Origin of the sequence: Streptomyces sp. NPDC001852 (genome assembly GCF_042891825.1) — a bacterium.
Taxonomy (GTDB): domain Bacteria; phylum Actinomycetota; class Actinomycetes; order Streptomycetales; family Streptomycetaceae; genus Streptomyces.
This window is the reverse complement of sequence record NZ_JBIATN010000003.1, coordinates 375,435-396,173: the sequence shown is the minus strand read 5'-3', so window position 1 is coordinate 396,173 and position 20,739 is coordinate 375,435. Positions and strand designations below refer to the sequence as shown.

At 73.5% G+C, this 20,739-nt stretch carries 23 protein-coding genes; 9 read left to right on the top strand and 14 right to left on the bottom strand.

Annotated elements, in window-relative coordinates; translation table 11 throughout:
* Nucleotides 1-113 precede the first annotated feature (113 nt).
* Both ACFYZB_RS07165 and ACFYZB_RS07160 read left to right on the top strand, forming a co-directional pair.
* Complete coding sequence (locus ACFYZB_RS07165) at nucleotides 114-1,193, top strand: sigma factor-like helix-turn-helix DNA-binding protein (RefSeq protein WP_388755323.1); 1,080 nt, start codon at nucleotides 114-116, stop codon at nucleotides 1,191-1,193.
* Nucleotides 1,190-2,806, top strand: a complete 1,617-nt coding sequence (locus ACFYZB_RS07160) for a transglycosylase domain-containing protein (RefSeq protein ID WP_388755321.1) — start codon at nucleotides 1,190-1,192, stop codon at nucleotides 2,804-2,806. The genes ACFYZB_RS07165 and ACFYZB_RS07160 overlap by 4 nt, the downstream gene beginning before the upstream one ends.
* Here ACFYZB_RS07160 and ACFYZB_RS07155 read toward each other — a convergent pair.
* Nucleotides 2,782-2,991, bottom strand: coding sequence for a DUF397 domain-containing protein (locus tag ACFYZB_RS07155; RefSeq protein ID WP_388755319.1), 210 nt, complete (start codon nucleotides 2,989-2,991; stop codon nucleotides 2,782-2,784). The two genes, ACFYZB_RS07160 and ACFYZB_RS07155, sit on opposite strands and share 25 nt — an antisense overlap.
* On the bottom strand, nucleotides 2,975-3,814 hold the full coding sequence (locus ACFYZB_RS07150; RefSeq protein WP_388755317.1) for a Scr1 family TA system antitoxin-like transcriptional regulator: 840 nt from the start codon (nucleotides 3,812-3,814) through the stop codon (nucleotides 2,975-2,977). The genes ACFYZB_RS07155 and ACFYZB_RS07150 overlap by 17 nt, the downstream gene beginning before the upstream one ends.
* Before the next feature lie 115 nt (nucleotides 3,815-3,929).
* Between ACFYZB_RS07150 and ACFYZB_RS07145 the strand changes: the two genes are divergently transcribed.
* From ACFYZB_RS07145 to ACFYZB_RS07135, 3 genes are all read left to right on the top strand, one after another.
* Entirely contained in the window at nucleotides 3,930-4,220 is a 291-nt protein-coding gene (locus ACFYZB_RS07145) for a hypothetical protein (protein ID WP_388755314.1), read from the top strand.
* Nucleotides 4,221-4,334: 114 nt separating this feature from the next.
* On the top strand, nucleotides 4,335-5,459 hold the full coding sequence (locus ACFYZB_RS07140; RefSeq protein WP_388755311.1) for an NADH:flavin oxidoreductase: 1,125 nt from the start codon (nucleotides 4,335-4,337) through the stop codon (nucleotides 5,457-5,459).
* A gap of 78 nt (nucleotides 5,460-5,537) precedes the next feature.
* A complete protein-coding gene (locus ACFYZB_RS07135) occupies nucleotides 5,538-7,067 on the top strand; it encodes a carboxylesterase/lipase family protein (RefSeq protein ID WP_388755309.1) in 1,530 nt (509 codons plus the stop codon).
* Nucleotides 7,068-7,073: 6 nt separating this feature from the next.
* On the opposite strand, the gene ACFYZB_RS07130 is transcribed toward ACFYZB_RS07135, so the two are convergent.
* Nucleotides 7,074-7,643: a hypothetical protein gene (locus ACFYZB_RS07130; RefSeq protein WP_351214098.1), complete on the bottom strand. Its 570-nt coding sequence runs from the start codon at nucleotides 7,641-7,643 to the stop codon at nucleotides 7,074-7,076.
* A 38-nt stretch (nucleotides 7,644-7,681) separates the two neighbouring features.
* Here ACFYZB_RS07130 and ACFYZB_RS07125 point away from each other — a divergent pair, with 38 nt between their 5' ends.
* On the top strand, nucleotides 7,682-8,353 hold the full coding sequence (locus ACFYZB_RS07125; RefSeq protein WP_388755305.1) for a class I SAM-dependent methyltransferase: 672 nt from the start codon (nucleotides 7,682-7,684) through the stop codon (nucleotides 8,351-8,353).
* Nucleotides 8,354-8,377: 24 nt separating this feature from the next.
* On the opposite strand, the gene ACFYZB_RS07120 is transcribed toward ACFYZB_RS07125, so the two are convergent.
* Genes ACFYZB_RS07120 through ACFYZB_RS07105 form a run of 4 tightly spaced genes read right to left on the bottom strand, consistent with a single transcriptional unit; the run spans nucleotide 8,378 to nucleotide 11,925 of the window.
* On the bottom strand, nucleotides 8,378-8,617 hold the full coding sequence (locus ACFYZB_RS07120) for a hypothetical protein (protein ID WP_351214096.1): 240 nt from the start codon (nucleotides 8,615-8,617) through the stop codon (nucleotides 8,378-8,380).
* Between the two features lie 31 nt (nucleotides 8,618-8,648).
* The gene (locus ACFYZB_RS07115; protein ID WP_388755302.1) at nucleotides 8,649-10,034 is read right to left on the bottom strand and encodes a PTS transporter subunit EIIC; all 1,386 of its coding nucleotides are present in this window, start codon (nucleotides 10,032-10,034) and stop codon (nucleotides 8,649-8,651) included.
* Between the two features lie 16 nt (nucleotides 10,035-10,050).
* Nucleotides 10,051-10,974, bottom strand: coding sequence for an N-acetylmuramic acid 6-phosphate etherase (gene murQ, locus ACFYZB_RS07110; RefSeq protein WP_388755299.1), 924 nt, complete (start codon nucleotides 10,972-10,974; stop codon nucleotides 10,051-10,053).
* A gap of 45 nt (nucleotides 10,975-11,019) precedes the next feature.
* Nucleotides 11,020-11,925, bottom strand: coding sequence for a MurR/RpiR family transcriptional regulator (locus ACFYZB_RS07105; protein ID WP_388755296.1), 906 nt, complete (start codon nucleotides 11,923-11,925; stop codon nucleotides 11,020-11,022).
* Nucleotides 11,926-11,981: 56 nt separating this feature from the next.
* Between ACFYZB_RS07105 and ACFYZB_RS07100 the strand changes: the two genes are divergently transcribed.
* Complete coding sequence (locus tag ACFYZB_RS07100) at nucleotides 11,982-12,365, top strand: hypothetical protein (protein ID WP_351214088.1); 384 nt, start codon at nucleotides 11,982-11,984, stop codon at nucleotides 12,363-12,365.
* Nucleotides 12,362-12,640 (top strand): DUF4031 domain-containing protein, encoded by a 279-nt coding sequence (locus ACFYZB_RS07095; RefSeq protein WP_388755293.1) that lies wholly within the window; start codon nucleotides 12,362-12,364, stop codon nucleotides 12,638-12,640. The genes ACFYZB_RS07100 and ACFYZB_RS07095 overlap by 4 nt, the downstream gene beginning before the upstream one ends.
* Here ACFYZB_RS07095 and ACFYZB_RS07090 read toward each other — a convergent pair.
* Both ACFYZB_RS07090 and ACFYZB_RS07085 read right to left on the bottom strand, forming a co-directional pair.
* Nucleotides 12,622-13,689 carry a GNAT family N-acetyltransferase gene (locus tag ACFYZB_RS07090; protein ID WP_388755291.1) on the bottom strand — a complete coding sequence of 356 codons (1,068 nt, stop codon included), beginning with the start codon at nucleotides 13,687-13,689 and terminating at the stop codon, nucleotides 12,622-12,624. The genes ACFYZB_RS07095 and ACFYZB_RS07090 overlap by 19 nt on opposite strands.
* A gap of 27 nt (nucleotides 13,690-13,716) precedes the next feature.
* Nucleotides 13,717-14,361 (bottom strand): hypothetical protein, encoded by a 645-nt coding sequence (locus ACFYZB_RS07085; protein WP_388755288.1) that lies wholly within the window; start codon nucleotides 14,359-14,361, stop codon nucleotides 13,717-13,719.
* A 128-nt stretch (nucleotides 14,362-14,489) separates the two neighbouring features.
* Here ACFYZB_RS07085 and ACFYZB_RS07080 point away from each other — a divergent pair, with 128 nt between their 5' ends.
* Nucleotides 14,490-15,182, top strand: coding sequence for a copper homeostasis protein CutC (locus ACFYZB_RS07080; protein WP_388755285.1), 693 nt, complete (start codon nucleotides 14,490-14,492; stop codon nucleotides 15,180-15,182).
* Nucleotides 15,183-15,219: 37 nt separating this feature from the next.
* Here the strand turns inward: ACFYZB_RS07080 and ACFYZB_RS07075 are convergent, their stop codons facing one another.
* From ACFYZB_RS07075 to ACFYZB_RS07055, 5 genes are all read right to left on the bottom strand, one after another.
* The gene (locus ACFYZB_RS07075) at nucleotides 15,220-15,996 is read right to left on the bottom strand and encodes a hypothetical protein (RefSeq protein ID WP_388755282.1); all 777 of its coding nucleotides are present in this window, start codon (nucleotides 15,994-15,996) and stop codon (nucleotides 15,220-15,222) included.
* A gap of 50 nt (nucleotides 15,997-16,046) precedes the next feature.
* Nucleotides 16,047-18,110 carry a HelD family protein gene (locus ACFYZB_RS07070; RefSeq protein ID WP_388755279.1) on the bottom strand — a complete coding sequence of 688 codons (2,064 nt, stop codon included), beginning with the start codon at nucleotides 18,108-18,110 and terminating at the stop codon, nucleotides 16,047-16,049.
* A gap of 120 nt (nucleotides 18,111-18,230) precedes the next feature.
* The gene (locus ACFYZB_RS07065) at nucleotides 18,231-20,054 is read right to left on the bottom strand and encodes an ABC transporter ATP-binding protein (protein ID WP_388755276.1); all 1,824 of its coding nucleotides are present in this window, start codon (nucleotides 20,052-20,054) and stop codon (nucleotides 18,231-18,233) included.
* Entirely contained in the window at nucleotides 20,051-20,476 is a 426-nt protein-coding gene (locus ACFYZB_RS07060) for a lasso peptide biosynthesis B2 protein (protein WP_388755273.1), read from the bottom strand. The genes ACFYZB_RS07065 and ACFYZB_RS07060 overlap by 4 nt, the downstream gene beginning before the upstream one ends.
* Complete coding sequence (locus tag ACFYZB_RS07055) at nucleotides 20,473-20,727, bottom strand: lasso peptide biosynthesis PqqD family chaperone (protein WP_351214070.1); 255 nt, start codon at nucleotides 20,725-20,727, stop codon at nucleotides 20,473-20,475. Before ACFYZB_RS07055 ends, ACFYZB_RS07060 begins: the two co-directional genes overlap by 4 nt.
* Nucleotides 20,728-20,739: the final 12 nt, after the last annotated feature.

The window sequence follows — 20,739 nt, the reverse complement described above, 5'->3', positions numbered from 1 at the left end:
GCCCTCCGCGTCTTTCGTTTCCGGTGCAACCCGCCTGCCCCGCCCGTGCGTACAGGTCCCGTGGGCCGCGTGTGCGGCGTACATCGAAACACATGTGACCCAAGGAGAAGACGATGCGGACGGGTGCCCGGATCCATCACGACTTCGCCGCCTACGCGCGCGCCTGCTGGCCCCGGCTCCTTCTCACCGCGTTGAAGCTCACCGGAGATCTGGCCGAGGCGGACGATCTGGCGAGGAGGACGCTGGCACGGGTGTACGCGCGCTGGCGCCGCGTTCCGCGCAACGACGTGGACTTCCACGTACGGCGTCACCTCGTGCGGAGCTGGTTGCGGCGGCCGTGGCCGCTCGGGCGGCGCGCCGACCGGCAACGGGCCGTGCTGGTGCTGCGGTACGGCGAGGGGCTGCCGGACGCGCAGATCGGTCAGTTGCTCGGCATCTCCACGGGCGCGGTGCGCCACGTCGCCAGGCGTGGGGTGAAGGCGGCCGGGGGTGACGAACAGCGGCTGCGCGCGGCCTGCGCCGCAGCGGCCGGTGACGTGGTTCCCGGCCCGGTTCCGCTGGCGGCGGTGACCGTGCGGGGGCGGGCGTTGCGACGGCGCCGGGCCGCGGTGGCCGCCGCCGGCTGTGCGGCGGTGCTGGCGGCCGGGGGTTTCGTCGCCGCCGGCCTGGTCGGCGGGGCCGGCAGCGGTTCGTCGTCCGGTACGGTGGCCGGCCGCGACGCGGGTTCCGTACGGATCGTGGCGCCGGGGGAACGGGTGCAGGCGGCGCCCGGTGTGGAGATGTGGCTGACCGCGGACGGCAGCCACTGGTCGACGCCGGAACAGGCCAACCAGTTCCGCGGGTTGGACACCTGCCCACGCCACCAGCCGGGGGTGTCCGTGCAGGCGGAGCCGGTGAAGGGCGGGTACTTCCTGTCCGGGCTGTACTACGGCGTCACCGGGGACCCGGGACGTGTCGAGCTGGGCACCGGCCACGGCCAGGTCGCCGCCAACGTGCTCACCCTGGCGGGCAGCCCCGGCTGGGGCGTCTGGTACGCGAGCACGCCGCTGTCCGCGCGGGACACCAAGACGCTCATCGTCGAGGGCGTCGGCGGCGTCGGCGGCGTCGGCGGTGACGGCGGTGACGGCGTCAGGGTGTACGACGCCGCGGGCGCCGTCGAGGCCCGGCTGCGGAGCGGGGGGTGGCGGGCATGACCCCGGAGCTCAAGAAGGAGCCCAAGAAGGAGCCCAAGAACCCCGTTTCGCCCGCGAGTTCGCGGCGCGTTCCGCTCCGCATCCGCCTGCGCCGCAACCGGGGCCGCATCGCGCGTCGGCTGCTGGCCGCCTTCCTGGTCCTGATCACCCTGCTGTGCGGGGCGGTCGTCGTCGCGTACAAGCTCACCGTCATCCCCGATCCGCACCCGGACACCGTCGTCCAGAGCACCGTCTTCCTCGACGAGAAGGGCGCCTACCTGGGCCGCCGGGGTCCGGTCGACCGCCAGGACGTACCCCTGTCGCAGGTGCCGCGGTATGTGCAGGACGCGGTGATCGCCGCCGAGAACCGTTCCTTCCGGACCGACTCCGGAGTCTCCCCGAAGGCCCTCGTCCGTGCCGTCGCGGCGGCGCTGACCGGCGGCGAACGGCAGGGCGGCTCCACCATCACCCAGCAGTACGTCAAGAACGCGCTGCTCAGCCCCGAGCAGTCGCTGTCGCGCAAGGCGCGTGAGGCGCTGATCGCGGTCAAGCTGGACCGTACCCGCACCAAGGACGAGATCCTCCAGGGCTACCTCAACACCGTGTACTTCGGCCGGGGCGCCGCCGGTGTCCAGGCCGCCGCGCGCAACTACTTCGACGTCGACACCAAGGACCTCACCGTCTCCCAGGGCGCGGCCCTGGCCGCCATCATCAACCTCCCCTCCTACTACGAGAAGGCCGGCTCGGACCCGAAGGTGACGGCGACGCTCCAACACCGCTGGGAATGGGTACTGGACGCGATGGCGGCGAGCGGGAACATCACGGCGAAACAGCGGGCCGAGGCCCGCTTCCCGGCGTTCCGGTTCTATCCACCGGGGGCCACCGAGGGGCAGCGGCAGTACCTGATCGACGCCGCGGCGAAGGAGGCCGCCGACCGGCTCGGCATCACCGAGGACCAGTTGGCGAGCGGCGGCTACACCGTGCGCACCACCTTCGACCTCACCCTGCAGGACTCCGCCGCGGAACTGGTCAAGGGAGAGAAGGCCGGCAAGGGGATACGGCTGCACACCGCCGTCGTGGGCATCGAGCCCGGCGACGGCGCGGTGCGGGTGCTGTACGGGGGGTCGGACTATGCCCGGCAACCCTTCAACGACGCGGTGAGCGGGGCGGTGGAGGCGGGTACGGTGATGACGCCGCTGGCGGGCCTGCGGTTCGGGGCGCCGCTCACGGGGTTCCCGAAGACAACAGCGCCCACACCGCTGAAGCTCACGTCGGCGTACGCGGCGGTCGCGGCCGACGGCATCTACGCCGCGCCGTACACCGTCGCCCGCATCACCCGCGACGGCCGGACCGTCTACTCCGCGCACGCCGACCGCCACCGGGTCCTGCCGGAGACGGCGGCCCGCGTGGTGGCCGCGCCGGTCCGGTTCACGGCGGGCGCGGGCGGCGGCATCACCCGCCGCACGGTGTGGACCGTCGCCTACGACACCCGGCTCACCCTGACCGTCGCCCTCTTCGCCGACAAGCCGGGCAGGAAGAAGGACACGACGGTGCCCGCGCAGCTGCCGACGGATCCCTCACCGACGGCGTTCACGGAACAGACGGCGACTCAGCTCTGGGGGCGCTTGAGGTGATCGACGAAGGCGGACCAGGTAGTCGGCCGGAACACGAGCTTCGGGCCGTGGGGGGTCTTTGAGTCGCGGACGGGGATGAGGGTGGGGTGGGCGTCGGCGACTTCCAGGCAGTTGTCGGCGTTGCCGCTGTAGCTGGACTTGCGCCATACGGTTGTGCTCAGGTCGTGGTCAGGGATGTTCCTCATGGGTGTAATCCTCCGCCAACGCCTCGATCAGGGCCAGGGACTCCTCCTGTGAGAGCGCGGAGGCCACGAGGAGATCGAACACGAACCTGAGTTGGGCGACGGTGCCGGGGTCGTCCTCCAGCCGTCCGGTACGCACTCCTTCCAGGTAGACCAGAGGAGGGGCGTCCGCGAAGTCCATCAACCTCAGGGCTCCCTCCATTGCCGTGTGCGCACCCGCGCTGAGCGGCAGCACCTGCATGATGACGCGGTTCCGGCCAGCCAGTCCGGCGATGTGGCGCAGGGCCTCCGCCATCACCGCCCGGCCACCGACCGTCCGGCGCAACGCTGCCTCGTCAAGCACCACCCAAAACAACGGCTTTGTTGGGTGGTCAAGTACCCGGGCCCGCGCCATCCGGTTTTCCACCCACTCTTCGATGGTCTCCTCCGGTGTCGTCGGGTCGTAGCCGCGGTTCACGGCCCGTGCGTACGCGGGCGTCTGCAGCAGCCCGGGGATCAGGAGCGGCGTGTACTGCCTGATCGCCGTGGCCTGAACCTCCACCTCCGCCACCTCTGCGAAGTGCTCCGGATACTTCGACCTGGCCGCCGCCTTGCAGTTCCGCGTGAAGAAGCCATCCGTCTCCAGGACTTCGTCCAGCATCCGCGCGAACTCCGGCTGCATCCGCCGCGTCCCCGCCTCCAGCTGCCCGATGAACGATCCGCTCACGAACAGCCGTCGGCCCAGCTCCTCCTGGCTCAGCCCTTTCCGCTCGCGGGCGTGACGTAACTCGGCGCCCAGCAGAGCGCGTGGTGATGACGACGGGTCGAGGTCCTTCGGTCCCGGCATGGCAACTCCTCGTCCTACGAACAACGTTGTTGGGACGCCGTATCTGGCCAGGTTAGGCCGCCGACGACCACGCTGTGTGGTGAAAGGGAACACTCAGCGTGGAGGAAATGGCGCAATGGAAGTGAAGGAAACGAACGCCGACGACAGGCCCGCCCGGACGGCCGGGGAAGCCGTCGAGCGGCTGCGCGCGGCTCTGAACCGTACGTGCGAGTACGCCGTCGACACGCGCAGCGGGCGGCTCGGCGAGGTGATGGGCCGCGTGGGCGGCTATGTGCAGCTGCGGCCCATCGGTGGCGGGCGGGAGTGGGACTGTCCGCCGGAGTCGGCCGAGCCGGCGGCGCCGGACGAGGTGCTGCGGGAGCGGGTGCGGCGGCTGAACCGGGAGAGTGTGAGCGGCATCACGTAACGGCTTTTCCGGAGGCGGAATGTGGGGCAGCCCATAGGCGATTACTTAAGGAGTTGCAACAATGCGTATTCACATACCGACCGGTTAACTCCGTCCCTCACGAGGAGCCCCCACGTGACCGTCACGACGCCCGCCTCCCGCGCGGCCCAGATCCTGTCCCGACCGATCGCGCTCAACGGTCTCACCGTCCCGAACCGGATCGTGATGGCGCCGATGACCCGCATGTTCTCCCCGGGCGGCATTCCCGGCGAGGACGTGCGCTCGTACTACGCCCGCCGTGCCGCCGCCGGGGTCGGCCTCATCGTCACCGAGGGCACCTACGTGGGCCACGAGTCGGCGGGCCAGAGCGACCGGGTGCCGAGGTTCCACGGGGAGGAGCAGCTCGCGGGCTGGGCGAAGGTCGCCGAGGACGTGCACGCGGCCGGGGGCACGATCGTCCCGCAGCTGTGGCACATCGGCATGGTCCGCAACCAGGGCGACGCGCCCTACCCGGACGCCCCCGCCGTCGGCCCCTCCGGCCTGGTCACGGCGGGCGCCGAGCCCACCGGCAGGGCCATGACCCAGAAGGACCTGGACGACGTCGTCGCCGCGTTCGCCCAGGCCGCCGCGGACGCCGAGCGCATCGGCTTCGACGGCGTGGAACTGCACGGCGCCCACGGCTACCTCCTCGACCAGTTCCTGTGGGAGGGCACCAACCGCCGCACCGACGCCTACGGCGGCGACCCGGTGGCCCGCACGAAGTTCTCCGCGGAGATCGTGGCGGCGGTCCGCGCGGCGGTGTCCCCCGAGTTCCCGGTCATCTTCCGCTACTCGCAGTGGAAGCAGCAGGACTACACGGCCCGCCTCGCCGAGACCCCCGAGGAGCTGGAGGCGATCCTCACCCCGCTGGCGGCGGCCGGCGTCGACGTCTTCCACGCCTCCACCCGCCGCTACTGGCTGCCGGAGTTCGACGGCTCGGACCTGAACCTGGCCGGCTGGACGAAGAAGCTCACCGGCAAGCAGGTCATCACCGTCGGTTCGGTCGGCCTCGACGGCGACTTCGTGAACGCCTTCAAGGGCGAGGGCTCCCCGGTCCAGGGCATCGACAACCTCCTCGACCGCCTGGAGGCCGACGAGTTCGACATGGTCGCCGTCGGCCGCGCGCTGCTCCAGGACCCGGAGTGGGCGGCCAAGGTGCTCGCCGACCGTTTCGACGAGCTGAAGCCGTACGACGCGGCTTCGCTGAAGACGCTCAGCTGACAGCCCTCTTCGGGCACTTGTGATCGTCCCCGCACGTTCCCCTGACGATCAGTGAGATCGAAGTCAGGGGAGCGAGCGATGACGAAGAGCGAGTCCGGTCCCGTGGCGCGCACCGCCTCCGGCGCGGTGCGCGGCCGCGCCGAGCAGGGTCTGTCGGTGTTCCGGGGTATCCCCTTCGCCGAACCCCCCGTCGGAGCCAACCGCTTCCAGGCCCCGCGCCCGCCGCGCCCCTGGGACGGCGTCCGCGAGGCGTACGCGTTCGGCCCGCCGCCCCCGCAGGAGCCCGGCTTCCTGGGCCGCACGGCCCGGCTCCCCGCCCCGCAGGACAACGGCTGGCTCACGGTCAACGTCTGGACGCCCGACGCGGACCCGTCCGCCGCCCGCCCGGTGATGGTGTGGATCTACGGCGGCGCCTTCAAACTGGGCCACGGCGGGCAGCCGGGCTACGACCCCCAGCACATCGCCCGCGCCGGCGACGCGGTGCTCGTCACCTTCAACTACCGCGTGGGCATGGAGGGTTTCGCCCTCTGGGCGGGCGCACCGGCCAACCGGGGCCTGCTGGACCAGGTCGCGGCCCTGGAATGGGTCCAGCAGAACATCACCGCGTTCGGCGGCGACCCGGACCGGGTGACGGTGTTCGGCGAGTCGGCGGGCGCGGGTTCGATCGCCTCCCTGCTGGCGATGCCCAGAGCGCGGGGCCTGTTCCGGCGTGCGGTGGCCCAGAGCGTGCCCGGCACGTTCTTCTCCGCCGACCTGGCCCGCGACATGGCGGCGGCACTGGCCGCGGAGGCGGGCCGCAGCCCCACGGCGGCCGACCTGTCCACGGTCGCCCCGCACCGCCTCACCGAGGCGGGCGCGGCGCTGGGCACCACGATGCTCCAGTACACCGACCGCTGGGGCCAGGCGGCCCCGACGACCGTCCCCTTCGCCCCGGTGGTCGACGGCGACGTGCTGCCGACGACCCCCTGGGCGGCGCTGGCCTCGGGCGCGGCGCGGGAGGTGGACCTTCTGGTCGGCCACAACCGCGACGAGTACCGCCTGTTCCTGGTCATGGCGGGCCTGGACGGCAAGGTCACGGACGACCTGGCGACGGCGACCCTGCGCCGGTACGCACCGGGCGGCGAGAGGGGCGAGGCGGCCTACCGCGCGGCCTTCCCGGACGCTTCCCCCACCCGGCTCTTCGAACGCGTCCAGACCGACTGGCTGTTCGCGATACCGACCCTGCGCCTCGCGGAGGCCCAGCACAGGGGCGGCGGCCGCGCCCACGTCTACGAACTGACCTGGCCGGGCCCCGACAGCGACGGCCCGCTGGGCGCCTGCCACGCCCTGGACGTCCCGCTGCTCTTCGGCACGTACGGCGCGGACCTCGGCGCTCTCCTCTTCCCCGGCGGCCGGCCCACACCGGAGGCGGAGCGGCTCACCACGTTCATGAGGGCTGCCTGGACGTCGTTCGCCCGCACCGGCGACCCCGGCTGGCCGGCCTACGACCCCGCCTCCCGCCCGGTGCAGGTCCTGGACGCGGAGCCGACGGTGGCGCCGTACCCGGAGGAGCGGAGCAGACGCATATGGGAGGGGTACGACTTCGCGCCGCTGCCCCTGCTGGGCTGACAGGACCTAGAGATTGCCCATCGGCTCGATGTCGACGTGCACCGGGGTGCCCCACACCCGCAGCACCTCGTAGTCGGTGAACTCGTGCACGAGCCGGTAGGCCATCGCGGGCCGCGACGACCGCCGCTGGGCGGCGAGATACGCCTCGGCCTCCCGCCGGTCCCTCCTCGGTGTTCCGCACAGCTGCCACTCCTGCCCGTTCCACGCCTCCGGCAGCCACCGCTGCTGGGGCTGGGGCCGGTCGGCCCGGACCCCGTAACGGGAGGGCGCGGTGGCCACCGGCTCGGCGGGAGCGGGCCTGCCCTGGAACTCCGACCGACGGGCGGCCCGGCGCCGGGTCTCGCAGAGCAGACACAGATCGGGTGCGCTCTCGTCGACGGGGCCCTGCGGATGCTCGGGACACCGGGTGCTGGGGGCGCTGCCCCCGGCGCTCTCCTCCACGAGGTCGAGCGCCCGGCGCAGATCGGCCTTGACCTCGTGCAGCCGGGCGTCCGGGGTGTCGGCGGTCAGGGCCTCCCCGTGCTCCCCGAGCAGCCGAAGGGCCCTTCCCAGGGCGGCGAGCTGGACGTGGTTCATGCTCCCCAAGGGTACGAGAGCGGTCGTAGGGTCTGGCCATGCTGCCGAGCCGGCTGGTCGAGGCCCTTCACCGTTTCAACGCCGCCCACCCCTGGGACCACAACGCGCACCATCACCCGTGGCTGCTGCGGCAGTTGCCCCGCCGCCCGCGCACGGCCCTGGACGTCGGGTGCGGGAGCGGCGATCTGGTCCGGCTGCTGGCCCGGCGTGCGGACCGGGTCGTCGGGGTCGACGCCGACCCCGGGATCCTGGTGAAGGCACAGCAGCTGACGGACCCGGACGCCCCCGTCACCTACACCCTCGCCGCCGCCCCGGAGGGTCTTCCGCCCGGCCCGTACGACGTCATCACCTGCGTCGCCGTGCTGCACCACCTGCCCTTCGCCGCGACCCTCACCCGGCTCCGGCAGGAGCTGGCGCCCGGCGGCACGCTGGTGGTCGTGGGCTGCGCGCGGGACGAGACGGCCGTCGAGCGGATGCTGGGGCTGGTCTCCCTCCCGCTGAACGTGCTGACCGGGTGGGTGAAGAACCGCGGGAGGGCCGCGGCGCACCGGCCCGTGTCCATGACCGCGCCCACCCGCGAACCGAAGATGACCTTCGCCGACATCACCCGGGAGGCGCGGCATCTGCTCCCCGGCGCCCGGCTGCGGCGGCGGCTCTTCTGGCGGTACACCCTGGTCTGGCGCGCCCCTGGCGATCCGGCGGGCCACTGAGGGCCCGGCGGGCGGGCCCGGTCGTCAGCCGTTGACCCGCTCGAGAACGCCCTGCGCCCCGCACGCGGGGGCGGCGGCGAGGGCGCCGGCCGCGAGTGACAGCGGTGAGAGGGGGACGACGGGAACGAGCGCGGGCAGTGTGGCGAGGTTCTCGGCACACCTGACGGCCCCGGCGTCGGAGCTGCGGTCGTCGGCGTGGGCGGGGGCGGCGAGGGCCGCGGCGGAGGCCGTGAGAACGGCGGTGACCAGGAGCTTCTTCATCATGCCCGGGGGAACGACCGGCCGGTGCGGTACGTCACGCGGGTGCGCCCACTCGGGGGCGGCGCGGGAAGCCGAAGACATAGGTCGCCAGGAAGCCCACCAGGTAGCCGGTGAGGAGCCCACCGCCGTAGACCGCCACCGCCGCCCCCGCCCCCCTGTTCCCGGTGAGCAGTGGGAACAGGGCCCAGCCCGAGGGCCCGATCGCCGTCGCGCCCACCTTCGTGCCGAGCATCGCGAAGAAGCCGACGAACGCCCCGCCCGCCGCCCCGCCCGCGCACGCGGTCAGGAACGGGCGGCCCAGCGGCAGCGACACCCCGTAGATCAGCGGCTCGCCCACGCCCAGCAGGCCCGCCGGAAGGGCCGAGCGGATCGTCGTACGCAGGGAGAGCGTGGGCAGGGACGCGTCGTGGCGCAGGCGGACGTAGACCGCCAGCGCCGCGCCCACCTGGCCGGCGCCCGCCATGGCCAGCAGGGGGAGCAGGACGGTGTAGCCCTGTTGCTCGATGAGGGTGGTGTGGACGGGGATGAGCGCCTGGTGCAGGCCCAGCATGACCAGGGGGAGGAAGAGGCCGCCGAGGAGCAGTCCGGCGGCCGCGCCGGCGGTGGCCAGCAGCCAGTTCGCCGCGGTGCCGACCGCCGTCGCCACCGCGCCGGCCGTGTACATCAGGCCGTACAGCGTCACCAGGCCGGAGACGAGGACGGTGACCGTGGGGGTGAGGAGGACGTCCAGCGCGTCCGGCACCCTGCCCCGGACCCACTTCTCCACGCGGGTCGCCAGCAGCGCCGCAGCGAGCGCCCCGAGCACCCCGCCCTGACCGGGGGCGAGGTGGGTGCCGAACGCCGTCACCTTCGCGACGCCCGGATACACGACCACGGCCGCGACCGCGCCGCCCAGCACGGGCGTGCCGCCGAACTCCTTCGCCGTGTTGTGGCCGACGAACACCGCGATCAGTGCCAGGAAGGCGGCGGCGATGGCGGAGAGGGCCGGGGTCAGGGCCGGCAGCAGACCGGTGTTCAGCAGCAGGCCGTTGACGCCGGACAGGATGCCGCAGCCGATCAGGGCGGGGATCAGCGGGACGAAGACGTTCGCGACCCGGCGCACGGCGGTCCTGACCGGCGTCGTCCGTTCCCCCGGCCGGGTGGCGGCGGGCTCGGGCCGGCCGGCGGCGGCGACCCGTGCCTCCACCTCCGCCGTGACCTCGTCGACCACTCCGGGCCCGAGCACGACCTGCCGGGTGGGCCCGTCGGACACCACCCCCAGCACACCGGGCAGGGCCCGCAGCCCCTCCTCGTCCACGGCCGCCGGATCGGCGAGGGTCAGCCGGAGGCGGGTCATGCAGTGGGCCACGGAGACGACGTTGGCCGGGCCGCCGACCCGGTGGAGGACGGCGGTGGCGGTGGAGGCGGGGTCGTTGTGCACGTCCCGAGCGTGCGGGTCAGCCCTCCGCGTGCGCCAGCGCGGCACGCAGATGGCCGCCGGACTCCTCCAGAAGGCGGGCGGCCGTCGGGCCGTCGACACCGGCGAGGAGGGCGAGGATCGCGTTCTTCACCTCGCCGCCGGACTCGGTGAGGGCCTTCTCGATCTCCTCGTCGGAGGCGCCGGTGGCGAGGGAGACGATCCGGCGGGAGCGGGCCCGCAGCTTGTCGTTGGAGGCCCGGACGTCGACCATCAGGTTCCCGTAGGTCTTGCCGAGGCGGATCATCGTGATGGTCGACAGCATGTTCAGGACCAGCTTCTGGGCCGTTCCCGCCTTCAGGCGTGTGGAGCCCGTGATCAGCTCGGGGCCCACGACCACCTCGATGCCGTGCTCGGCGGCGGCCGCGAGCGCGCTGTGCTCGTTGCAGGCCAGGCCGACGGTCAGCGCGCCGACCGCACGGGCGTGCTCGACGGCGCCGATCGCGTAGGGGGTGCGGCCGGAGGCGGAGATGCCGACGACGGTGTCATCGGCGGTGAGCCCCAGCGCGTCCAGGTCGCGGCGGGCCAGCTCCCCGGAGTCCTCGGCGCCCTCGACGGAGGTCACCATCGCCTGCGGGCCGCCCGCGATCAGGCCGACGACCTGCGCGGGGTCGGTGTTGAAGGTGGGCGGGCACTCGGAGGCGTCCAGGACGCCGAGCCGGCCCGCGGTGCCGGCGCCGGCGTAGACGAGCCGTCCGCCGCGAGCCATGCGCTCGGCGACGGCGTCGATGGCGGCGGCGATCCGGGGCAACTGAGCCGCCACGGCGGTGGGTACGGCGGCGTCCTCGCCGTTCATCAGGCGGGCGATGTCGAGGGTGGGAAGGCGGTCGATGCCGGCGAGCTCGGGGCGGAAGGCTTCGGTGGTCAGGGAAGCCAACTGCCGGCGCAGGTCGTGCGAGGTCATGGGGGGCGGCTCTCTCCAGTGCGGGGGCGTGCGATTCCCTGCGGTCTATCTCGAAGAACTCCGATGCCGATGGGCCAGCGCCTCGTACGACGCGGCCAGCGCGGGCGCCGCCGTCGCGTATGTCCGCTGGGCCACTCCCACGAACAAGCAGTCCACCACGAGCAGTTGACTCGTCCGCGAGGACATGGCGGCCGGTCGCAGCTCGCTCTCCCGTGAGGTGGACGTGGTCAGTACGTGGTCGGCGTACTGGGTGACCGGCGAGTCGGGCCGGCCGGTGATGGCCACGGTCGTGGCCCCGTGCTCGAAGGCGACCCGCAGCGGCTCGATGACGTCCCCCGTCGAGCCGGAGTGGGTGATGGCGATCGCCACGTCACCCGAACGGAGCTGCACCGCGTTGGTCACGGCGAGGTGCGGATCGCTGTGGGCGTGGGCTATGAGGCCTATGCGGAGCAGTTTCTGGGTGAGGTCCTGGGCGACGAGCCCGGACGCCCCGATGCCGTACACGTCGGTGCGGCGGGCGGCGGCCAACGCGCCGACGGCCGCGCCGAGCTGGACGGTGTCGAGTCCGGCGGCCGTGTCGGCGAGGGTCTGCTGCTCCTCGTAGGCCAGCTTGGTGACGACGTCGGCGATGGGGTCGTCCACCGCGATGTCGGTCGTGATCGCGGGCGCCCGGCCGGACTGCTGCTGTGCGGCCAGGCCCGCCAGGGCCAGGCGCAGGTCCCGGTAGCCCGGGTAGCCGAGGAGCCGGGCGGTGCGGACGACCGTGGCCTCGCTGGTGCCGGTGAGCTCGGCGAGGCCGGTGACCGTGAGGGCGGCGCAGCCGGCCGGGTCGCTCGCGACGGCCTCCGCGACGCGCTGCATGGAGCGGGTCATGGAGGGGCCGAGGGTGCGCACCTTGGCGGCGAGGGAACCGCCAGGGCTGCCGAAAATTTCCTTCACGTCCTGGGTCACATATGAAAGATATTTTCGGTTCGGCGCCGGGGTCAAGAGTGCGCACAATGGGTTCCATGGAGCCCATCAGTCCCCTTGAGCAGGCCCTGCATGCCGCGCGCGCCCTCGTGCTCGCCGATCTGATCGCGGGCGAGGTGGCGGAGGCGGACGTGGTCTCGCTGGTCGAGGACTCCGTCGCGGAGCGCCGCTGGTGGATCGAGCAGTGGCCGGACGGCGCGTCCTATGTCGCCGGGCTGGTCGCACAGGACGTACAGGACGCGCTGCTGGACCGGTACGGCCGCTGGCCGCTGTGCCCGGTGTGCGGCTCCGGCGACCCGCACGCGCTGGACGTGGAGCCCGAACTGGGCCCCGACCCGCACTGGGTGTGCCACAAGGCGGGCGTGAAGGTCGCGGCGCTGGGCTCGCTGGGTTCGGCCACGGGCGGACTGGCCTCGTCGTGACGCTGTACATCGACCCGCCCGCCTGGCCCGGGCACGGCCGCATGTGGTCGCACGTGGTCAGCGATGTCTCCTACGACGAACTCCACGCGTTCGCCGAGCGGTTGGGCGTCCCGAGGCGCGCCTTCGAGCGCGACCACTACGACCTCCCGTCGCACCGGTACGCGGACGCGGTGGCCGCCGGCGCGGTGGAGGTCAGCAGCCGCGAGGTGGTGCGGCTGCTGCACGCCTCGGGACTGCGCCGGCGCAAGGGGCTTGTTCAGCGGCGCAGTTCGTAGGCGAACTCGGCGCCCTCGTCGCTGACCCGAGTGAACCCGGCCCGGGTGACCACCGCCTGCGAGGCGGTGTTGCCCCGTTCGACCGTTGCGAACAGGGAGCCGACGTCGTCGCGGGCCAGCGCCCAGTCCGCGAGCGCGCACAGGGCCTCGGTGGCGTACCCCTGACCACGGGCGCCCTCGACCAGGTCGTAGCCGATCTCCACCCGGCCGTCCTCGTCCGGGACGCCGTGGAAGCCGATGCCGCCGATCGCACGGCCGTCCTCCTGCCGGACGAGGGCGAAGACCCCGAACTCCGGCCGGTGCACCCCCGCTTCGTAGGCCTTCAGCAGCATCCCCGCCGCGTCCCGCGTGCCCTCGTACGGCCCTGAGGCGATCCACTCGAAGCCGCCGTCCCCGCCCAGGCGCAGGTCCTTGGCGGCGGCCGGGCGCAGGCCGGTCAGGGTGACGCGCTCGGCCGGGATGACGAGGTTGTTGTTCCAGCGCCACTCGGTGACCGGGGCGCGGCCGGGCAGCTCGCCGCGACCGGTGGCCCACAGCAGGGTCGGCCAGGGGGCGGGGCCGGGCTGGACGTGCGGGAAGAGGCAGGCCAGGAGGGAGGTGACGAGCTCGGCCGGCGGCGCGTAGGCGATGCCCAGCCCTTCGGCCATGTCGTGCGTGTGCAGCAGCACTTCGGCGATGCCCATCGCCGCGAAGCCCTCGGCGTCGGCGCTGCGGAACGGGTAGGGGTGGAAGCCGCGGGCGCCGGGCGGGGCGGTGCGGACGGCGGCGGCCAGCAGCGCGCCGGTCGTCTCGATGACGTGCAGCAGGCCCGCGTTGTCGGTGCCCTCGTCGAGGGTGAGCTCGAAGGGGACGTAGGCGTCCTGCGCCCGTCCGGCCAGGTTGGCCGCGTAGGCGATCAGGTCGTCGGCCACATGGACGGCGGTGGTGTGGCAGTCCCACTCCACCCGCCCGGCCCGTACGGCCCGCCAGTGCCGGTCCACCGCCGCCCGCAGCGTCGCCGTACAGCCCGCCACGGCCTCGGTCACGTCATCCCCGTTGATCGGTCGCATGAGGCGAACCCTAGGGCGGCCGCCCCCTCAGGTCGACAGCATTTCCAGCTCGGAGGCGAGGTTGTAGCGGGCGGTGGACTCCCAGTGCTCCTGGCCGTACGGGGTCCTGAACAGCCGGGGGAGTTCCAGGAGTTGGCGCAGAACCGCCGAACGGCCCTCGCGGAAGGCATCGTTCGGCACGAAGTGGTACTCCTCGCGCACCTCGGCGGTGTAGGCCGCGTACGCCGACGGGGGCGCCGCCAGGATCGCGAGGTCGGCGTCGCACAGCACCTGGCCGTCGCGGTCGTCGTCGGCCGGGTCGTGCGTGACGGTGAGCCGCACCAGCCGGGCCACCTCGGCCGTCGTCTCCTGCGGGACCCCGGCCTCGGGGAGCGCGCGTTCGGCGAGCCGGGCCGAGCGCTCCTCGTTCTCGGACCGCTCCGGGAGGTAGACGGCGTCGTGGAACCAGGCGGCCAGGCGGACGACGTCCGGGTCGGCGGCGTGCTTCTCCAGTACGTCGATGCGGTCGAGGACCGCTGTGAGGTGGGCCACGGTGTGGTACCGGCGCTGCGGCTCCTGCCAGCGGGCGAGCAGGTTGTCGGCGTACGGCCCGGGATCGGGGCCGCCACCGGGGGCACGGGCTGCTTCCAGCGCACGGGCGAAACGGAGGCGCAGGGCATCGAGGTCGGCCATGGCCCCATTCTTCCGCGCCGCGCCCGCGTGCCGCGTGCCGCGTGCCGTCGGGGTGGGGGGCGCCCTCGTGCAGGCGTACTCTTGGAATTGGACTAGACCTGTACGGGACGACGGACGAATGGGGTGCCATGAGCAAGCGTGCAGTCCTGGAGGTGATCGCGCTCGACGTCGAGGACGCGGTCGCCGCCCAGGCCGGAGGCGCGGACCGCCTGGAGCTGGTCACCGACATGGCGGCCGACGGGCTCAGCCCCGCGCCCGCCACCGTCGCCGGGATCCGGGCCGCCGTCGACATCGATCTGCGCGTGATGCTCCGCCTCGCGGACGGGTTCGCCGCCGGAGACGTGGACCGTCTGGTCCGGACGGCCGGCGAGCTGCGCGAGGCCGGGGCCGACCAGTTCGTCCTCGGCTTCCTCGGCGTGGACGGAGGGGTGGACATGGCCGCCGTCGAGCGGGTGCTCGGCGTGCTGGACGGCTGCGCGTGGACGTTCCACCGGGCGATCGACCGCGCCGCCGACCGCGACGCCCTGCGCAAGCAGCTCGCCGACCTCCCCGGCCTCGACACCTACCTCACCGCGGGCGCCGCCGGCGGGGTGGACGAGGGGGTGCCGACACTGGTCGCGGAGGCCGGGCGGCGGGGCGAGCCGGGGTACGGCCAGACGCTCCTGGTGGGCGGAGGGCTGCGGCTGGAGCATGTGCGGGCGCTGCGGGACGCCGGCATCGACGCCTTCCACATCGGCGGCGCGGCGCGCACCGCCGGGTGGACCGGGCCGGTCTCCGAGGGAGCCGTGGCCCAGTGGCGGAGGGTGCTGGACGGGGAGTAGCGCCGCCCCTCTCGGGGCGCGGACCCCGCCGGTGCCGCTATCCGGCCGCCATCCCGACGAGCACCACCAGCACGAACAGCGCGAATCCGGTGAGGGGGAACATGCCCACGATTCCCATCGGCCGTGCGAGCACCGGGCGGCCCGGGTCCAGTCCGGGGCGCGGGGCGGCGACCGGCTCGGGGAGCTTGCGGATCTTGGCCAGGGTGAAGAGGTTGATCAGCAGGACGACGGGCGTGATGAGCATCGACATCGGACCCCACCAGCCCTGCGCCATGGTGTCCGACTGCATCTTCCGGAAGACGGCGAGCGCGCAGGTGCGGCAGAAGACGCCGCGCCGGTGCAGCTGCCGCATGATCACCACCATGCCCTGGTGGCCGCGGACCGTCACCTCCGCCGTGGGAGCCGCGCCGCACACGTCGCACCCGGCGCCCTGAGCGTTCGGGTGGGCGCCGGGGGCCGGCTGGTACCCGGCCTGTCCGTAGCCGCCGGGGGCCTGCGGGTACGAGGGCTGCCCGTACCCGCCCGGCGCCTGCGCGTACGGGGCCTGCTCGTACGGCCCGGAGGGCTGCGGGTGGCCCGCGGGAGCCTGCTGGTACGACCCGGGGGCCTGCGGGTAGCCCGCCGGGGCCTGCTGGTACGACCCCGGCGCCTGCTGGTACGACCCCGGCGCCTGCTGGTACGACCCCGGCGCCTGCTGGTAGCCCGCGGGAGCCTGCGGGTAGCCCGCCGGTGCCTGCTGGTAGCCCGCGGGAGTCTGCTGGTACGGCCCGGGGTTCTGCTGGTACGCGGGGTACGGGGACGGTGGAGTGCTCAACGGAGGCCTTTCCCTGGGGACGTGACGGAACCGCAGAGCACCCTAGGCCGTCACGCCAACTGGTCCGGTACCGGGGCCGAGTGCGTGACGATCAGGCCCGACACCGCACGCGTGAGCGCCACGTACAGGCGGCGCAGGCCGGTGCGTTCGTCCGGCTCGCCGTCCACCACCGCCCGCGGCTCGTCCAGGACCACGTAGTCGTACTCCAGACCCTTGGCGAGGGACGCCGGGACCAGGGTGAGGCGGGTCTCCTGGGTGGTCTCCTCGCCGGGGGCGAGGTAGGGCAGGCCCGCCGCCGTCAGGGCCTCGGCCAGGGCCGGTACGCGGGCATCGGCGGCGATCAGGCCGGTGGAGCCCTCGTTGCGCAGCAACTCCGCGCAGGCCGCGACGACTTCCGGTGCCTCCGCGACCGTACGGACCTCGAAGAAGCCGGGGTTCTCACGGACGGAGGCCACCGGGGTGAGGCCGGGGGCGATGTGCGGGAGGAGACGGGAGGCGTAGGTGATGACGTCCGTGGGGACGCGGAAACCGGCCGTCAGCTCCTCGACGACCCCCTCGCGCTTGCCGAGATGGGCCAGCGCCTCGTCCCAGCTGCGGGTCGCCCAGGGAGTCGTGCCCTGGGCCAGGTCGCCCAGCACCGTCGCGCTGCCCGTGGTGCAGCGGCGGCCCACGGCCCGGTACTGCATGGGGGACAGGTCCTGTGCCTCGTCCAGGACCACGTGGCCGAGCGAGTGCGTGCGCTGGATCAGGTCCGCCGCCTCGTCGATCAGCACCGCGTCCGCCGCCGACCACTTGGCCGACTTCACGCTGCGCACCGGCCTGGCCCACAGGATCGTCTTCTGCTCGTCCTCGTCCAGCACACCCGCGGCGTGCTCGGCGAGGAAGTCCGCGTCCGTCAGCAGGCGCAGGACGAGCTTCGCCGGATCCACGGCCGGCCAGATCTCCTTCACGGCCGCCTTCACCGCGCTGTTGCGGGCCACCGCGTCCTGCACCCGGTCGTCCGGCGCCTCGCCCGAGCGCTCCATCTGCACCAGCACCGCGTGCGCGATCCGCTGCGGCAGGGCCTCACGGGCGGCGCCGTAACGGATGTCCCGCTCCAGCAACTCCCGGACGATCTCCTCCAGTTCGTACGACGGCACCCGCCAGCGCCGCGAGCCGCGCACCACCACGACCGCCTCCGCCGGCATGGTCACGTGCGAGTACAGGGCCCGGCGCAGCACCCCGGCCATCCGGGCGTCGCCCTTGACCACGGCGGCGGCCGCGTCGTCCGTGCCGCGCACCTCGACGTGGGCGACCAGGTCGTCCACGGTGGCCTGCTGCACGGTCAACTCACCCAGGGCGGGGAGCACTTGCTCGATGTAGTGCAGGAAGGACCTGTTCGGCCCGATGACGAGGGTGCCGGTGCGGGCGAGACGCTCCCGGTGGGCGTACAGGAGGTAGGCGACCCGGTGCAGGCCGACGGCCGTCTTCCCGGTGCCGGGGCCTCCCTGCACGCACACGGTGCCGCCCAGCCCGCTGCGGACGATCTCGTCCTGCTCCGGCTGGATGGTGGCGACGATGTCCCGCATGGGACCGACACGCGGCCGCTCGATCTCCTGCTGGAGCAGCTTGCTGGTGCTCGCCGACTCCGCCGGGTCGGAGAGGTGCTCGTCCTCGTACGCGGTCAGGTCGCCGCCGGTGTAGCCGAAGCGGCGGCGCAGCCCGACGTCCATCGGGTCCTTCTTGGAGGCCCGGTAGAACGGCTGCGAGACCGGGGCACGCCAGTCGATGACCATGGGGTCGCCGTCCGCGTCGTGCACGTGCCGCCGCCCGATGTAGAACTGCTCCCCTTCCGCGCCCTCGGCCCGATCCGCGCCCGGGGCGTGCAGGAAGTCCAGCCGGCCGAAGAACAGCGGGGTGTCGCTGAGGTCGGCCAGTGCCCTGATCCGCTCGTCGATCTGGCGGGAGAGCACTTCGGCGTTGACCCAGTTCGCGGTGACGTCCCGGATGTCCAGCGACTCCACGTCCTCGCGCATGGCGCGCAGCGCGGCACGGGAGGCGGCGAGGTGGGAGCGCTCTCGGGCGAGGGGGTCGGCGAGCGGGTCGTTCAGCGGTTCGTGGGCGGGCGCGGACAAGGGGGTGCCTCCGGATCTGCTCGTTCATGACTGGGGCATGACGGGGCCGCCCGGTTTCCGTCCGGGCGGCGGCTCTCCATGAAGGGAGGCGGGCAAGAGCGGAGATTTTAGAGCAGACCCTCAGGGACGGGCCAATGAATTGTTCCCGGCCGCACTCGCGGGCCGGACCGTCTGCGCCGCCGCCAGCCGCCGGTACACCGAACTGGCCGTGAGCAGTTCCTCGTGACGGCCGCAGGCGGTGACCCGGCCCTCGTCCAGGACGACGATCCGGTCCGCGTGCTGAACGGTGGAGAGCCGGTGTGCGATGACGAGGACCGCGCACTCTTCGGTGATGTCCTTCAGAGCCGCGGTGAGCGCGGCCTCGTTGAGGGCGTCGAGGTGGGAGGTGGGTTCGTCGAGGAGCAGCAGCGCCGGGCGGGTGAGCAGGGCGCGGGCCAGGGCGACGCGCTGGCGCTCGCCGCCCGACAGGGTGGCGCCGTGTTCCCCGACGGTGCCGTGCACGCCGCCGGGCAGCCGCTCGGCCACCTCCTCCAGGCGGGCCAGCTTCAGGGCCCGGCGTACCTCCTCCTCCGAGGCGTCCGGGCGGCCGTAGACGACGTTGTCGTGGAGGGTGCCGCGTACCACATGGCTGTTCTGGTCCACGATCGCGAGTCCGGCCCGCCCGGCGTCGCGGCCGAGTTCCACGGCGGGGCGCCCGTGGAAGCGGAGCCGGCCCGCGTCGGGCTCGTAGAACCGTGCGATCAACGCGAACACGGTGCTCTTGCCCGCCCCGGAGAGCCCGACCAGGGCGACCTGCCGGCGCTGCGGCACCGTGAAGGAGACCCCGCGCAGCACCGGCCGCCCGGGCCGGTAGGCGAAGTGGACGTCCTCCACTTCGAGGGCCGGTACGTGCGGAGGTGCCGGCCGGACGGGCGGGCCCGCGGGGCCGGTGGGCTCGACGGGCAGGTTCAGGGTCTGCTCGATCCGCAGGTGGGCGCCCATGCCGCGCTGGATCAGACCGGCCGCGCGGAACACCGAGGACAGCGGGACGACGAGATAGGAGGCGTACAGCAGGAACGCCACCAGGTCGCCGAGGGACTGCCCGTGGCCGTGTGCGCGCAGGCCTCCGACGACCAGGACCAGGAGGAAGGAGCCCTGGACGGCGAGTTCGACGGCCGAGCTCATGACGGCGGCGTACTTCGCGGTCCGCACTCCGGCGGCGCAGGCCTCGTCGACGCGGGCGCCGATGCGGGCCGCCTCACGCCGCTCGGCCCGGTACACCCGGACCATGGGCAGGGCGCCCAGGGCGCGTTCGAGGTCGGCCGCGACGGCGCCGACGGACGACTGCAGGCGCTCCGAAGCGGCGCGGATGCCCTGGAGCAGCAGGGCGACCACGGCCGCCGAGATCGCCACGGTCGCCGTGACGAGCAGCAGCAGCAACGGGTCGAGCCACGCCATCAGCGCCAGCGCGCCGCCGGCGACCATCGCCCCGGTGACCAGGTCCACCAGCGCCTGGGCGACCACCTCGCGCAGCAGGGTGGTGTCGGCGGTCACCCGCGCGATCAGGTCGCCGCCGCGCTGCCGGTCGAACTCCCGCATCTCCAGCCGCAGCAGCCGCCCCACCAGGGTGTGGCGCAGCTGCCGTACGACGCCTTCGCCGGTCCGCTCCAGCAGGAACCGGCCGGCGGAGCCGGTGGCGGCCTCGGCGGCGAACAGGGCGGTGAGCAGCAGCAGCGGCGGCCAGAGGGGCTGCTGTCCGCCGCTCGCGTCCACCACCCGCTTGGCCAGCAACGGCTGGGCGAGCCCCAGCGCGGACGCCACGAGGGTCAGCGTGGTGGCCAGGGCGATCGCGCCGCGGTGGCGGGCGGTGAGCCGGTACACGGCGAGGACCGCGGCCCGCGTGGACCGGTCCGTGTCCTCCTCGCCGCGGGCGTCCTGCTCACCGGCGGTCGTCGCCGTCGTCATCGCCGTACCGGGCCGACGGCCATCAGACGGGCGAAGTAGCCGTCGGGCGCGTCCTCGCCGACCGGCCGGCCCTCCGCCTCGATCCAGGCGTGTGCGGTGAACGGCGGTACGACGCGGACGCCGGTGCACCAGGTCGGCCAGGTGCCGCCGAGCCGGCACAGCAGGGCGGCCCCGAGGGAGCGGGGCAGGCAGCCCTTGGGCCCGGCGCAGCGCAGGCTCACCGCGCACACGGCGTCGCGGGCGCGCAGGGCCTGTGCCCCGGTCGCCGGGGCGCCGCCGCGACGCAGCAGGCCGAGGACCGCGCGGATACGGCGCGGCGGCAGCAGTGAGAGGACGACCGCCGGTACGAGGATCGCGCGGGCGGCGAGCCGGCGGCCGAGGGGAACCCCGTACGGCCGCTCCAGGGCACTGGGTGTGGTCATTCGGCGAGACCGCCGGCGCGCAGCTGCTTCACCAGGGCGTCGACGTCGGCCCGTGCGCGGTCGGGGTCGACGTCGAACGCCTCCGTCACCGCCTCCGTCGCGGCCGCTTCGTCACCACCCGCCATGAGCGTGTCGACCACCAGGGTCGCGGTGGGGTTCAGCTCCCAGTACTCGCCGGAGCGCTGGTCGAGGAGGACGGTGCCGTAGTCGGTCTTCGCGGTGCAGACGTCGGCACCGAACCGCAATGCCATGACGGCTCTCCT